The sequence below is a fragment of the Paraburkholderia sartisoli genome, assembly GCF_900107685.1.
GTDB classification, from domain to species: Bacteria; Pseudomonadota; Gammaproteobacteria; order Burkholderiales; family Burkholderiaceae; genus Paraburkholderia; species Paraburkholderia sartisoli.
Genome location: NZ_FNRQ01000002.1, coordinates 688,463 through 700,517 on the forward strand (window position 1 = coordinate 688,463; position 12,055 = coordinate 700,517).

A 12,055-nucleotide genomic window follows, 5' to 3' on the forward strand; every position below is an offset into this window, starting at 1 on the left:
ATCAAGCCTCGTCAACGATAGTGTTGGCAAGAACGCCAATGTCGCCGATTTCGACTTCAACCCGGTCCCCGGCTTTCATCCAGACGGGAGGCGTGCGACTCTGACCGACTCCCGCCGGAGTACCCATCACGATCACGTCGCCCGGCTCCAGCGTCAGGCATTCGGTCAGCAACGAGATCGTCTCGGCAACGCTCCAGATCATGTCTTTCGTGTTGGCATCCTGCATAACCCGGCCATTCAAACGGCACTGAATCGGCAATCCAATTGCACCGGCCGGCAACACATCTGCGGTCACAAGCACGGGACCAAAGCCACCGGTAGCATCGAAATTCTTTCCGATCGTCCATTGCGGCGTGCGTTTCTGGTAATCACGCACCGAAATATCGTTGAAACAGGTATAGCCGAATACCAGGTCAAGGGCTGCATCCTGCGAAACATGCTTGCCGCGCTTGCCAATCACGACGGCCAACTCGGCCTCATAGTCGAACCGTTCTGATACCTTGGGGCGCAGCGCTTCCTTGCCGTGCGCCAGCAATGAGCTCGCGCCACGGAAGAAGAACCAGGGATATTCGGGCTTCTCGCGACCGCTTTCCTGGGCATGATCGTAATAGTTCAGGCCCAGACAAACGATCTTGCCTGGTTCCGGCACCAGCGGCGCGAATTCGGCCCGGGCGACGGGCACGCGCGGAGCATCAGAGCGCAACGCCGCATCAGCAGCAGCGGCCAGATCGACACCGTCGAGCAACGCCTTCCGCAAATCCGTCGGCACCTGAGGTGAAGCGTCGGCCAGGTCGATGAGCGCGTCACCGTCGACGACGGCCAGGCGGGCGGCACCATTTCGAATGTAGGTAGCAAACTTCATTTGGTTATCTCTGGTTGGAATTGGACGGCGCGTTGTGCGTCTTTCAGGCTCGTGCCGGGAATCTGTGAAATGCCCCACTGGTCAATTCGTCCAGGCGGCCATTTCCAGTCGTCGGGACCTCCTGCCTGATAGCTATCATCGATCTGCTGGACTTCGGCCGTGTACTCGATCACGACGCCATCAGGGCCAACGAAATAGTTAAACGCATTGTTGCCGGGGCCGTGGCGGCCTGGGCCCCACTCGATCACGTAGCCCGCATCGCGCATGCGGCCGCCACCACGCATGACCGATTCGAGATCGGGCATCAGGAATGCGATGTGGTTGAGCGCATCGTTGTCGGTGTCCCCGATCGCCACGCTGTGGTGGTCGTTATTGCAATTCATGAAAGCCATGATCCGGGTGCGGTCCGACAGCCGGAAACCGAGTGCCTGTTCGAAAAAATGCTGCGTGGCGGCGACATCGTGACTGTTCAGCACGACGTGCGCGAGGCGGATGGGAGAATCGTCCGTTACGTATGCGTCGCTATGGCGCTGGTCGCCATGCACAACGCGGAACACACGCCCCATCGGATCACGAAGCGTGACGCCGACGCCACCGCCGGGTTCATCAATTGCGCCAGGGGATGTGTCGATCCGGCCACCTGCGGCGACCGTAGCATGCGCAATCTCCTGGAGAGCGTCGGCGCTACGGGCCGTAAATGTGACGTCGCGCAGGGCGACGCTGTCACCGGGATGCAGCGATAGAACATGGTGCGCATCGCCAGTGGCGCGCAGATAGACAGAGGTCTCGCTTCTCGCAGCGACAGTGAGATGCCAGGTGTCGATATAGAAGCGCGTGGACGCTTCGACGTCCGGAACGATTAGTGCAACGCTGCGCAGCGCCGCAATCCAGGGTGAACTCATCGTCAGGTCTCCAGGCCGAGGAAACGCTCGGCATTGTGGTAGATCAGCGCGTCGACAACATCGGCACCGAGGCCGGCAGAGGCGATGCGCTGGATCGGCGTACGATCGTGGAAGTTGAACGGATAGTCCGTCCCGACCATTAGCTGTGACGCGCCCAAACTGGCTACGAGGTGGCGCAGCGTCAGGGCGTCAAAAACAAGCGTGTCGTAATACAGCTTGCGTGCCTGCTCGGCCGGTGATGGCCTGACTGAGTCCTTTAACGCCGGAAAAGTCTGCCAGCCCTGCTCCAGGCGCGGGAGCAGCGTGGCAAGCGTGCCACCACCATGGCTGAACGCGATGCGCAGACGGGGAAAGCGCACCATCAGGTTGGTCGTGATGCAGGACGCTGCGGCCAGGCCCACATCAGTGGGATAGGCGAGCACCTGTTGCAGCGGCGCAGGACCCACGAGGCGGTCCATGCCGGTCGGCTTGAGCGCATGCACGAAAACGGCTGCGCCTAACGCTTCGCATGCCTCGAAAAACGGATCGAAGCGCCAGTCGCCGATTGGCACGCCGTTAACGTTGCTGCCGATCTCCACGCCCGCAAACGACAGTGAATCCATCACATAGCGTAGTTCGTCAATGGCGGCGTCGACATCCTGCAGCGGCACTGCGCCGAGTCCCACCAGCCTGCCGCTTGACTCTGCGGACATCCGCGCAATCTCCTCGTTCAGGTAGCGAATCAGCGGACCTGCTTGCGACGCCGACATCCAGTACGAGAGCAGTTCCGGCATGGGTGACAGCGCCTGCGCACGCAGCCCCATTTCGCCCAGATCGGCTAGCCGTTCAGCGACGTCCCAGCACTTCTGTGAGACCGTCCGGTAGACCTTGCCGTCGATCATTACGTGGCAATGACAGGCATGGGCGGGAGCCATCGACGGCCAGGCAGGCGGTGTTGCGCCAGCCCCGAGCCAGGCAGGAAACGTAGACGGTACGACGTGCGCATGGACGTCGATACCGAGAGATTGAGGGTGGGTATCCAGTTGCATGGCTGCAAGTATCAAAGTATCCTCAACATCCATCAATGCAATGCCACGGATAAACAGTATTTGTTTGCTGGATATAATGGTTTGAGAGAGTAAGCAGCCAAATGGACTTGCGCAGTGTTGACCTGAACCTGCTGGTCGTGTTCGAAGCAATGGCTGAACACGGCAGCGTGACCCGCACCTCTGAGGCAATCGGCCTGAGCCAGCCGGCTACGAGCGCGGCGCTGTCGCGGCTGCGCAAGCTGCTAGGCGATCCCCTGTTCGTAAAAGTGGGCGCGGAAATGCGGCCGACGCCACGTGCGGAAGCGTTGATTGAGCCGGTAAGGCGAGTACTGGCCGCGGTCAAGGAGGAGATCCTGCCCCGCGGCGATTTTGATCCGGGAACAACCACACGCACCTTCACGGTGATGACGCCGGACATCGGCGAGATCAACCTGATTCCAAAGCTTTATGCGAGGCTCGTGAAGGACGCACCCGGCGTGAACCTGAAGGCAATGTCAATGCCGCGCAATGCGGCATCCGAAGCGCTCGAATCAGGCGTAGTCGATCTGGCGCTCGGCTACTATCCCGACCTGCAGAAGGCCAACGTTTTCCAGCAACGGCTGTTTCGCAACAAATACGTGGTCGTCGTGCGCGACCACCATCCGGCGATCGGGACCTCCCTCACGATGGATGAGTTTCTGGCGGCCGATCACGTGATCGTGCGCCCCGACGGTCGGGCGCACCTGTTCGAACAGTTTCTCCTGACCGAAGGCATTGAGCGCAAGGTAAGGCTCGAGGTGTCGCACTTCATGGCTTTGTTGCCCAGCATCTCGTCGACCGATCTGATCGCCACCGTGCCGCTCGATCTCGCAGACGTGATGCGGCAGTACGGCAAGATTCGCTCGCTGCCAACTCCGATGGAGTCACCGATCATCGATCTGCATCAGTTCTGGCATCGCCGGTTCCATCACGATCCGGCGCATATGTGGTTACGCAAAGTCGTATCGGACCTGTTCGGCCCGACCTGATACGTCGCCAGGACACCACCATGCAGGCATCTATAGCGTCCGGCGCGACGACTCCGGCGAGAGCAAAATGACGACAAACGCACACACGGCGATGGCCTCGAAATACCAGACTACCGATGTGAGGCTGCCACCATGCCCCATCAACGCCGTCGCGACCAGCGGTGCGCACCCGCCACCGAGCACGATACCGAGTTGCTTGCCAAGCGAGCCCCCGCTGCTACGGACCTCGGTCGGAAACTGTTCGGCAGTGAACGCTGCTTCCGGCGCAAACATCAACGCATGAACGAGTCCGATCGACACAACCATGCCCGCAATCAATAGTGGGATATTGCGCGCGTCTACAATGTGCAGGAACACCGGAAACCAGAATGCGGCGACGGCGATGCCAAGAAGGATCAAAGGCCGGCGTCCCCACTTGTCGCTCGTCATCGCCAGTAGCGGTACCGCAATGAATTCAACAACGTTGGCCAATGTCGTGCCGGTTGTGATGCCTGCGGCCGACATGCCGAGTTGCTTCACCGCATATCCCAATACGAACACCGTGCACAGGTACTGGAACGAGCTGTGGACCATATTGATCAGGACAGCCCGGAACGTGGCGATCTTCCACGAACGCATGACGTCGAGCATCGGTATGCGAGCGACCTGCTTACTGGCCTGAAGCTGGCGAAACAGCGTGGACTCATCCACTTGAGAACGTACGTACGTTCCGATCACCACCATCACGATGCTAAGCAGAAACGGCAGGCGCCAGCCCCACTCCTGGAATGCCTGATTGCCGAACACCCCGGTCAGCATGGCGATCAGGCCTGATGCCGCGATAATGCCGGCTGGCCCGGACGCGTTGATCGCCGAAGCGAACAAACCTCTGCGTTGGGTCGGTGCGCCTTCCAGCATGAGAGTAACGGCGTTCATGTACTCACCACCGAACGCGAATCCTTGCAGAAAGCGAAGCAGCACCAGTAAGGCCGGCGCCCAGAGTCCCGCACTGGCGTATGTCGGCAGGCAACCGATCAGGAAGCTCGCGCCCCCCATTAGTAGCAGCGTTAGCAGCAGCACGAACTTCCGACCGATACGGTCACCGAAGTGTCCAAAGACCATCCCACCCAATGGGCGCGCAATGAATCCGATGGCGAACGTCGTATAAACGGCGAGTGTGCCCGTGAGGGAATCCATGCGCGGGAAAAACGCTACGCCGAATACAACTGGCGCCACAAAAGCGTAGCAAAAGAAGTCGTAGTGCTCGATCGCCGTGCCGATGGACGCAGCAGCCAGCAATCGTTTAGTACCACCGCGCTCGTGTGATTCGGCCGAGGCAGAAATCACGTCGACGGGAGCAACCGGCGGTTGTCTCATGGCATTTGTCTCCAGGTATTTTTGTCATTCGCGCCTCGGCCTGCAGGCCGCATGCGGCGGTCACGTCTGCGGCATACCGGTTAAGTAAGACCCAGCTTAACTGGGGCGCGGCGTGTGACAAATCCTAGGGGCCGCCGGGCTATCCGTCCACATTATTGAACGAATAATCCGAATCCATGAAATGGATACAGCCGCTTGCCTTCCCGCGGTGCCAACTATTTCGTCTGCCCTCCCTTTCGCGCCTATTTTTATTTGTTTGGTGGATTTAATGTATCCAGCCAATCGAATTGACGAATGAAAAACCAGCCCCGAGAATCCGCTCGTAGTCGAGTTGCCACCGAGGCAACCATCGGATCGTAAGTTATCCGATAGAAAAGGAGATGGATCCTTGAGTAATAACAAAGGCCGTATCGTGGCCAACAGGGGACAATAATGAAACTCAAATACGCACCGTTCCCGGTGCTCGGAATCGCTGTGGCATTGACCGTACCTTCGGCAGCCTTTGCTCAGAGTTCGATCACGCTGTACGGGATCATCGATGCGGCCGTGCAGTACGGCAATACCGGTGGACGCACCACGATCCGGGAAGATTCCAGTGCGGTTGCGCCTTCGCGCTGGGGGTTGACGGGCAAGGAGGACCTGGGCGGCGGTTACGCGGCGGTGTTCAAGCTGGAGGACGGTTTCAACGTCAACAGCGGCGCCATTGCTGGCAATGGCGCACTCTTCAACCGGGAAGCCTGGGTCGGGATCAAGGGACCCTTCGGTCAGGTTCAACTGGGCAACAATTACACGCCCGTCTTCACTACCTATGTGACCTATTCACAGGGGGAGCTGAATACGCTTGGCTGGGGTAACGCGGCCAACAACTACGTATTCATACCGGTGGCCCGCACCGCCAACTCCATCCGCTACGTATCGTCCCCTGTCGCCGGCTTCACGCTGCGAGCTTTATATGCCCGCGGCACCAATGGGACAAGTGGAATGCCCGGCACGCTAGGCGACACACTTTCGGCAGGCGTCAATTTCAAGGTTGGCCAATTCTCCGCTGATGCCGACTACCTGCAACAACGCTTCGCGAATACAGCCACTATCACATCACAAACAGAAGTTCAGACAGGCAAATACTACGTGTTCGGTGCGTCCTACGATTTCGGATTCGTCAAGCCTGCCGTGCTCTATCAGATCCATCGGAACGCGGCGGGCGTCGACACTTCAATCTCAAGCGCCTATGCATCGCCAGACCACGACTTCTACGAGGTAAATGCACTGATTCCCAATATTGTTGGCGGCACCGTGCTTGTAAGTTTCGGCCAGTACCTGCTCAAATCCAATGGAAGCGGCGACTCGACATCATACGCTGTCCGATATGACTATCACCTCTCGAAACGCACTGGTGTGTATGTTGGAATCTCGGAAGTCCGCAATCACAGTAGCGCTTCCTTCAGTGTCAGTGATGCAGCCGGACCTGGCATTCCCGTCGCGGCCGGGAAAAATCTGACCGCCGGGATTGTGGGTATGGTCCACAAGTTTTAGTTGCGCCGCCCCTCTACGATGCTCAAAAACATTCGCATTCCCACCGCTCTGACGTTGTCCACTGCGATGGGCGCGTGCGGCGTCGTGATGGTCTCGATTCTCGCAGGCACTTACGCCTGTCTGACTGCTGATATGCTGGCGTACGCTAGCGCAGCGGCGCGCCGGGTGCATGACTTTCCGGAGCTCACGCGAATCGACGAACTGACGCACGTCCTGCGTCTTATTGATGCAGGCCTCGCTGTGTCGATTGTCGGCGGCGTCAGTGGGGCCGTTGTCATGCGTCGCTGGCTCGGCTTCAAGGTGGTGCGCCCGCTTGACGCGGCGATGCGCACGGTCAGTGCCATCGCTGACGGCCAGCTTCGAGACCCGGTCATCGTCAACGAGAAAACCCAGGCGCGACGGCTGTTTACCTCTCTGGCAGAGTTACAACGTGAACTCGCGCAGACAGTCTCGACCGCCAAGACGGCAGCGCTTGCCATCAACGCAAGCGCAGGCGAGCTGGCCCGGGAAAATTTCGAACTTTCTGCCAGGACGGAGCAGCAGGCCGCAGCCATCCAGGAAACGGCGGCTACGACCCAGCAGATTGCCGAAACAGTGCAGCGCAATGCTCGTCTTGCGGAGCAAACCAGTGGTGTGGCGGCCGACACTTCAGCGCTCATCGCGCAAGGCAGTGCCCTCGTGCAGCAAGTGGTCGAGGCGATGGCGTCAATCAACAATGATTCGAGCAGAATCAGCGAAGTGGTCGCCATTGTCGACGATCTCGCCTTCCAGACCAACATTCTCGCGCTGAACGCGGCCGTGGAAGCGGCACGTGCCGGCCAGGAAGGCAAAGGGTTCGCGGTGGTGGCCGCGGAAGTGCGCAGCCTCGCCCAACGCAGCGCGGGTGCTGCGCACGAAATCGGGACGCTGGTGAAGAAGGCAGGCAGGTCGGTCCATGAGGGTGCGCGGCTCAGCTCGGAGGTGGGGGTCACGATCACCGGCCTGGTTGATTCGGTGCAACAGGTCGTCACGCTAAGCGGTGAGATGAGCCAGTCCGCCAATGAGCAAAATCAGGCTGTTCGTGAACTCAACGACGTGATGCGGCAGATCGACGACGTGACCCAGCAGAACGCGCGGATGGTGCAGAGCTTTATCGAAGCCACCGACAAAATGGGCGGCCGCTCCAACGCGCTCACCGATGCGATGGAGGCGTGGAAGCTGCCGCTGGGTTCGGCTTAGTACCTTAGTACTACAGCCGTAGATATGCCGGAGGCACGCCGCTGCCGGCTTATCTGACGGAGAAAACCATCATGGCCAACCGCATCCGCATGACCGTGCTCGCCACCCATGCCGAAGGCTCGCCGGACCTCTACCTGACTTTCGTCGAGGCGACTGACCTCCAATACGACGAAGGGCGACACTACGACATGGCGCTCGCCCGCGCCGAAGACGAAGGCTACCGCGCACCGACGATTGCCTTCGACCAGAACGACGCGGCAGCAGACATGCTCCGCCACGCCGCCGGGTTCGTGGAAGGCGAGACCGATAAGGTGCAGGCTGACCGGGCAGACGGCGAACCGTCTGCCCGCGCAGAATAGGTGCTCGCCCACCAACCCGCCAGCCCGCCAACGCCCACCGCCAGCATCATCACCACCAGCCCGCCGATTGCCAGCCCGTAGCACACCCTAACGAAACGGCGCGCAGCAACCCGTTCATACGACGCCACGGCTGCATCGAGCCGTTGCCGCTGATCGCGTGCCGCGATAGCCATCGCACCCACAAGGCGGTTGCCTGCTGCATGGGCAATCCGGTTCGCGGCCCGCTCCGACAGCAACATCAACGCCTCGCTGTTCAATTCCGCGAGCGCGGCCCGATAGCGCGTTTCGTGCTCGCTGATCATCCGTTCGGCCAGTTCAATCGTCGCCTTGCAGCGCGCGAGCGCGTCGTGATGCTGCGTCATCAGCGCATCCGCCGCCGTGCGCGTCTCGGCCCGCACCGCATCGAGACTGCCGGCGCCCGCCTGCCGGATGCGTTCCGGCATCGCCTCATAGAGCCGCCCGTAGTATTCGAGCATGACCAGCACAGACCACAGCGCATCGTTGTCGCGCAGGTTCAGTGCCCCCGACACCCGCCGCATCCGCAAGATACTGGCGTCGTCGGGTAATTCGCCCGTGACGTCGAGAAACAGGCGGGCAAGTGCGTCCGGCGGTCTGCCCCGCCTGTTAGCCATCGACCATCACCCCGGCAAACATCGTTTCGCACAGCGCGCGCCATCGCAGCAGCTCCGCCCGTTCGCCGATATGCATCGTCTCCACAGCCTTGCGTATCGACAGACGCTGACCGCGCAGTTCGTCGGCAACCCGATCCGCGAGTTCGGGAAAATCAAGCGACTTGCCCTTCGTCTCGATCGTTTTGCGAAGCGCCGACGTCTGATACAGCGTGAACTTGTCCGGCGAGCCGAAGTACCCGTTGCGTACAACGTGCGTTACCGCATCGGGGAAGGTCCGGCTGAAACCATGCAGCAGTTCCAGACTGTCGCGCTGCCGGTTAATCACCCACAGGACGACAAGCCGGCGCTCAAGCTCGCCCAGCGTACCGGCCAGCATCGCACCAAATCGCGCAACACCCGCCTGGTTGCGTGCCGCTGTGTTGACGATCACTGCCGCGTCACGATGTCCATCGCAGAAGTTGACGAGACCAATCCAGCCGTCTGCATCGTCCAGACTATAGGCCACGCAATGAATCTCGTCCTGAACCGCCTTCATGACGTCCGGATTCGCGGTATCGGTTTCCACCAGCGCGGCATGCCTGTCCTGCCGCTGGAGATAATCGGCCAGCGCAAGCGATACAAAGCTCTTGCCCACACCGCCCTTGCTGCCGCCAACCAGATAGATGGGGGGAATCGTCGTGTCCATTTAAGCCCTCTACAAGTTTTCAACATCGGGCGTGATCTCGAACGAGAACGCGTCCCGAATCACCATTGATCCCTGCTGACTGACTGCCCTTCCCCCGTCCTGCGTTTTCCCGGCAGGCTTGTTGCCAGCATCTGATGACCGTTCCTGACTACCCTTCTTCGCGCGTGTTGCCGTTATCGTCCTGTGCACTGCGGTCGCTTCCGCCTGCGCAGGTCGATTCTCTTTCGCCGCGCGCCGCATCGCGTATCTCAACGTGCTTGCGCTGATTTCGACGCCCTCCTGGGCAAGCTGATGAACGATCTCTTCCAGCGTGTACCCCTTTTTCTGGGCGCTGCTGATCTGGGTTTGCATCGACCTGATTGCATCCCGGACATTGACGCGATGCTCATGGGCGGGCTTTGCCGGCAGCGTATCGAGACGGCGCGAGGCGGCGTCCCATTGCGCCTGGGTAAAGCGCTTCACCATCGGCATGATTCGCTCCGGTGTACGGCCTGAATGCCATCTTGCAAACGGTTCCCGGCGATCGTCAAGACTCGGAATCCTGCTTGAAGCAAGGCACGGGAACACGGCGGAACACAGAGGAACGGGCCGGAACAGCAAATTTTTTTGCGGCGTTGTGCATGGGCAACGCGCAGGGATTCGTGCGAGAAGGCACGACCGTCCAGGCTAACCAGTGGTGGCAATCAACGGTTGCGCGCCGATACAGGTTTGACTGACAGGAACATTGCTCACCACAGGAAGCTGCGGTCGCGCACGTTGCGCCGGGCAATCGCAGGATTCGATTTAATCCGCTTCGCCATGCAGGTTTTTCCTGCGCTGCGCGTCAACACCGTGCATCTGCAAGTTGCGAAAGAGGCTGCCTTCTCGCGTAGAAATCCAACAGGTCATCTGGATTTTACTGCGCGGAGCACCGAACCCTGCGCTCTCCATATTGCGCCAGCGCCTACGGGTTTCGTTCTCCAGACTGGTCGGTCAATTTGCGCGAGCAGGGAAATCTACCCGCAGGATGTCACACACCTTCCCCCGCGAGAGGTTCAATTTGTTGCGTACCGCAGATGGTTTTTCTGCGACAGTCGATCGCTTTTCTTGCGCTGGGCAACCGCTCTTTTTGCGCGGCAGCGGCTAGCCCGCTCACGGGATCTGCGGACGACAACATGGACAACGAAAAAACAAGGGATGGAATATCAGGGACTTTCGCCCCGGTACTGACATGCGCAAACGGGCGCACCATGTGCCGTCTTCTCCTGAACGAAGAGGTGAACCCCATGAACAGCCCCATCACGGTTGGCATCGATCTGGCCAAGGAAGTCTTCGCGATCTGCGTACTCGACGAACGCGGTGCCGTCCGCGAACGGCGGGTGTTGCGCCGCGCAGCATTCGAGCGCTGGGCCGCGCAGGTATCCGAGGGCATCATAGCGATGGAATCGTGCAGTTCCGCTCATCACTGGGGCCGCTGGTTTGCAGCTCGCGGCCATACCGTTCACCTGATCGCACCCGAATTCGTCGCTCCATTTCGCAAAGGCGGAAAAAACGATGCGGCAGACGCCGAAGCCATCGCCGTGGCGGCCCGCCAACCAACGATGCGGTTCGTCACCGTCAAGACGGTCGAGCAGCAGGCCATCCTGAGCTGGCACCGCGCCCGCCTCGGATGGATCGAGGAGCGTACCGCGCTGATCAATCGCCTGCGAGGGTTACTCGCCGAATTTGGCATCGCGCTCAGCCGCTCCCGCACGACGTTGCAAGCTGCATTGCCCCGACTCGCCGACGACGAGCGACTACCCGCGCCGATCCGGGCGCTCCTGCTGGAAGCGCGCGAGCAATTCGTCGCTCTTGAAGCGCGTGTCACGCGCTGTGATGCCGAAATTGCGGCACATCTTGCTGGTAACGGTCCCGCCCGGCGCTTGCGGGAACTGCTCGGCATCGGACCGCTTACCGCCAGCGCGCTGGTAGCCACCGTTTCCAATGCATCCAGCTTCAGGAACGGCCGGCAGTTTGGCGCCTGGCTCGGCCTGACGCCCCAGCAGCATAGCTCCGGCGGCAAGTCCCGACTGGGCAAGGTGACCCGGCACGGTGATGGCTATCTACGCAGCCTGCTGGTACAGGGTGCGCGCAGTGCCCTGCAGTCAGCCTTGCGCTGTCCACCTGACAAGCTCTCCCGCCTCGGGCGCTGGATCGTCGACCTGTTCCACCGCAAGGGCTATCACAAGACGCTCGTCGCAATCGCCAACAAGCACGCCCGCATGTTGTGGGCAATGCTGGCTCACGACGAAGCCTACGATCCGCTCGCCTGGCAGCGCTATCGCGCGCCGGCGGCGACCGTGTAGTACCAGGCACTTCCCCCACGCTGCAACGTGCAATAGCAACATGAGGTCAGACCGAACGGGAGCAAACCCCGGCTATCCTGCTGGCCAGCCCCATTGCGCGGCGGTTGATCCCCGTCGCGCAGGCTGCGTCTCGGATGGAATTGGGAGTT

Annotated in this window: 11 protein-coding genes; 4 read left to right on the top strand and 7 right to left on the bottom strand. The window is 60.5% G+C overall.

Annotation, left to right across the window (positions count from 1 at the left end; genetic code table 11):
- Window position 1: 1 nt before the first annotated feature.
- From BLV45_RS10400 to BLV45_RS10410, 3 genes are read right to left on the bottom strand one after another with little or no spacing between them, the layout of a single operon-like run.
- A complete protein-coding gene (locus BLV45_RS10400; RefSeq protein WP_090532419.1) occupies window positions 2-862 on the bottom strand; it encodes a fumarylacetoacetate hydrolase family protein in 861 nt (286 codons plus the stop codon).
- On the bottom strand, window positions 859-1,764 hold the full coding sequence (locus tag BLV45_RS10405) for a VOC family protein (RefSeq protein WP_090532421.1): 906 nt from the start codon (window positions 1,762-1,764) through the stop codon (window positions 859-861). The genes BLV45_RS10400 and BLV45_RS10405 overlap by 4 nt, the downstream gene beginning before the upstream one ends.
- 2 nt (window positions 1,765-1,766) lie before the next feature.
- Window positions 1,767-2,825 carry an amidohydrolase family protein gene (locus tag BLV45_RS10410; RefSeq protein WP_322788609.1) on the bottom strand — a complete coding sequence of 353 codons (1,059 nt, stop codon included), beginning with the start codon at window positions 2,823-2,825 and terminating at the stop codon, window positions 1,767-1,769.
- 68 nt (window positions 2,826-2,893) lie between these two features.
- Between BLV45_RS10410 and BLV45_RS10415 the strand changes: the two genes are divergently transcribed.
- Window positions 2,894-3,799 carry a LysR family transcriptional regulator gene (locus BLV45_RS10415; RefSeq protein ID WP_090532425.1) on the top strand — a complete coding sequence of 302 codons (906 nt, stop codon included), beginning with the start codon at window positions 2,894-2,896 and terminating at the stop codon, window positions 3,797-3,799.
- Window positions 3,800-3,829: 30 nt separating this feature from the next.
- Here BLV45_RS10415 and BLV45_RS10420 read toward each other — a convergent pair whose 3' ends face one another.
- On the bottom strand, window positions 3,830-5,155 hold the full coding sequence (locus tag BLV45_RS10420; RefSeq protein WP_090532427.1) for an MFS transporter: 1,326 nt from the start codon (window positions 5,153-5,155) through the stop codon (window positions 3,830-3,832).
- A gap of 432 nt (window positions 5,156-5,587) precedes the next feature.
- Here BLV45_RS10420 and BLV45_RS10425 point away from each other — a divergent pair, with 432 nt between their 5' ends.
- Both BLV45_RS10425 and BLV45_RS10430 read left to right on the top strand, forming a co-directional pair.
- Window positions 5,588-6,688, top strand: coding sequence for a porin (locus BLV45_RS10425; RefSeq protein WP_090532429.1), 1,101 nt, complete (start codon window positions 5,588-5,590; stop codon window positions 6,686-6,688).
- An 18-nt stretch (window positions 6,689-6,706) separates the two neighbouring features.
- A complete protein-coding gene (locus BLV45_RS10430; protein ID WP_090532431.1) occupies window positions 6,707-7,906 on the top strand; it encodes a methyl-accepting chemotaxis protein in 1,200 nt (399 codons plus the stop codon).
- A gap of 217 nt (window positions 7,907-8,123) precedes the next feature.
- Here BLV45_RS10430 and BLV45_RS10440 read toward each other — a convergent pair whose 3' ends face one another.
- Genes BLV45_RS10440 through BLV45_RS10450 form a run of 3 tightly spaced genes read right to left on the bottom strand, consistent with a single transcriptional unit; the run spans window position 8,124 to window position 10,053 of the window.
- The gene (locus tag BLV45_RS10440) at window positions 8,124-8,897 is read right to left on the bottom strand and encodes a hypothetical protein (RefSeq protein ID WP_176954118.1); all 774 of its coding nucleotides are present in this window, start codon (window positions 8,895-8,897) and stop codon (window positions 8,124-8,126) included.
- Window positions 8,890-9,582, bottom strand: a complete 693-nt coding sequence (locus BLV45_RS10445) for a nucleotide-binding protein (RefSeq protein ID WP_090532435.1) — start codon at window positions 9,580-9,582, stop codon at window positions 8,890-8,892. Before BLV45_RS10445 ends, BLV45_RS10440 begins: the two co-directional genes overlap by 8 nt.
- 9 nt (window positions 9,583-9,591) lie before the next feature.
- Entirely contained in the window at window positions 9,592-10,053 is a 462-nt protein-coding gene (locus BLV45_RS10450; protein ID WP_090532437.1) for a hypothetical protein, read from the bottom strand.
- 794 nt (window positions 10,054-10,847) lie between these two features.
- On the opposite strand from BLV45_RS10450, the gene BLV45_RS10455 reads away from it, so the two are divergent.
- Window positions 10,848-11,906, top strand: coding sequence for an IS110 family RNA-guided transposase (locus tag BLV45_RS10455; RefSeq protein ID WP_090532439.1), 1,059 nt, complete (start codon window positions 10,848-10,850; stop codon window positions 11,904-11,906).
- Window positions 11,907-12,055: the final 149 nt, after the last annotated feature.

Coding starts and splice junctions, on each gene's coding strand:
- BLV45_RS10410 (WP_322788609.1), bottom strand. CDS start 2,825: ATGGATGTTGAGGATACTTTGATACTTGCAGCCATGCAACTGGATACC.
- BLV45_RS10430 (WP_090532431.1), top strand. CDS start 6,707: ATGCTCAAAAACATTCGCATTCCCACCGCTCTGACGTTGTCCACTGCG.
- BLV45_RS10450 (WP_090532437.1), bottom strand. CDS start 10,053: ATGCCGATGGTGAAGCGCTTTACCCAGGCGCAATGGGACGCCGCCTCG.
- BLV45_RS10445 (WP_090532435.1), bottom strand. CDS start 9,582: ATGGACACGACGATTCCCCCCATCTATCTGGTTGGCGGCAGCAAGGGC.
- BLV45_RS10405 (WP_090532421.1), bottom strand. CDS start 1,764: ATGAGTTCACCCTGGATTGCGGCGCTGCGCAGCGTTGCACTAATCGTT.
- BLV45_RS10415 (WP_090532425.1), top strand. CDS start 2,894: ATGGACTTGCGCAGTGTTGACCTGAACCTGCTGGTCGTGTTCGAAGCA.
- BLV45_RS10420 (WP_090532427.1), bottom strand. CDS start 5,155: ATGAGACAACCGCCGGTTGCTCCCGTCGACGTGATTTCTGCCTCGGCC.
- BLV45_RS10400 (WP_090532419.1), bottom strand. CDS start 862: ATGAAGTTTGCTACCTACATTCGAAATGGTGCCGCCCGCCTGGCCGTC.
- BLV45_RS10455 (WP_090532439.1), top strand. CDS start 10,848: ATGAACAGCCCCATCACGGTTGGCATCGATCTGGCCAAGGAAGTCTTC.
- BLV45_RS10425 (WP_090532429.1), top strand. CDS start 5,588: ATGAAACTCAAATACGCACCGTTCCCGGTGCTCGGAATCGCTGTGGCA.
- BLV45_RS10440 (WP_176954118.1), bottom strand. CDS start 8,897: ATGGCTAACAGGCGGGGCAGACCGCCGGACGCACTTGCCCGCCTGTTT.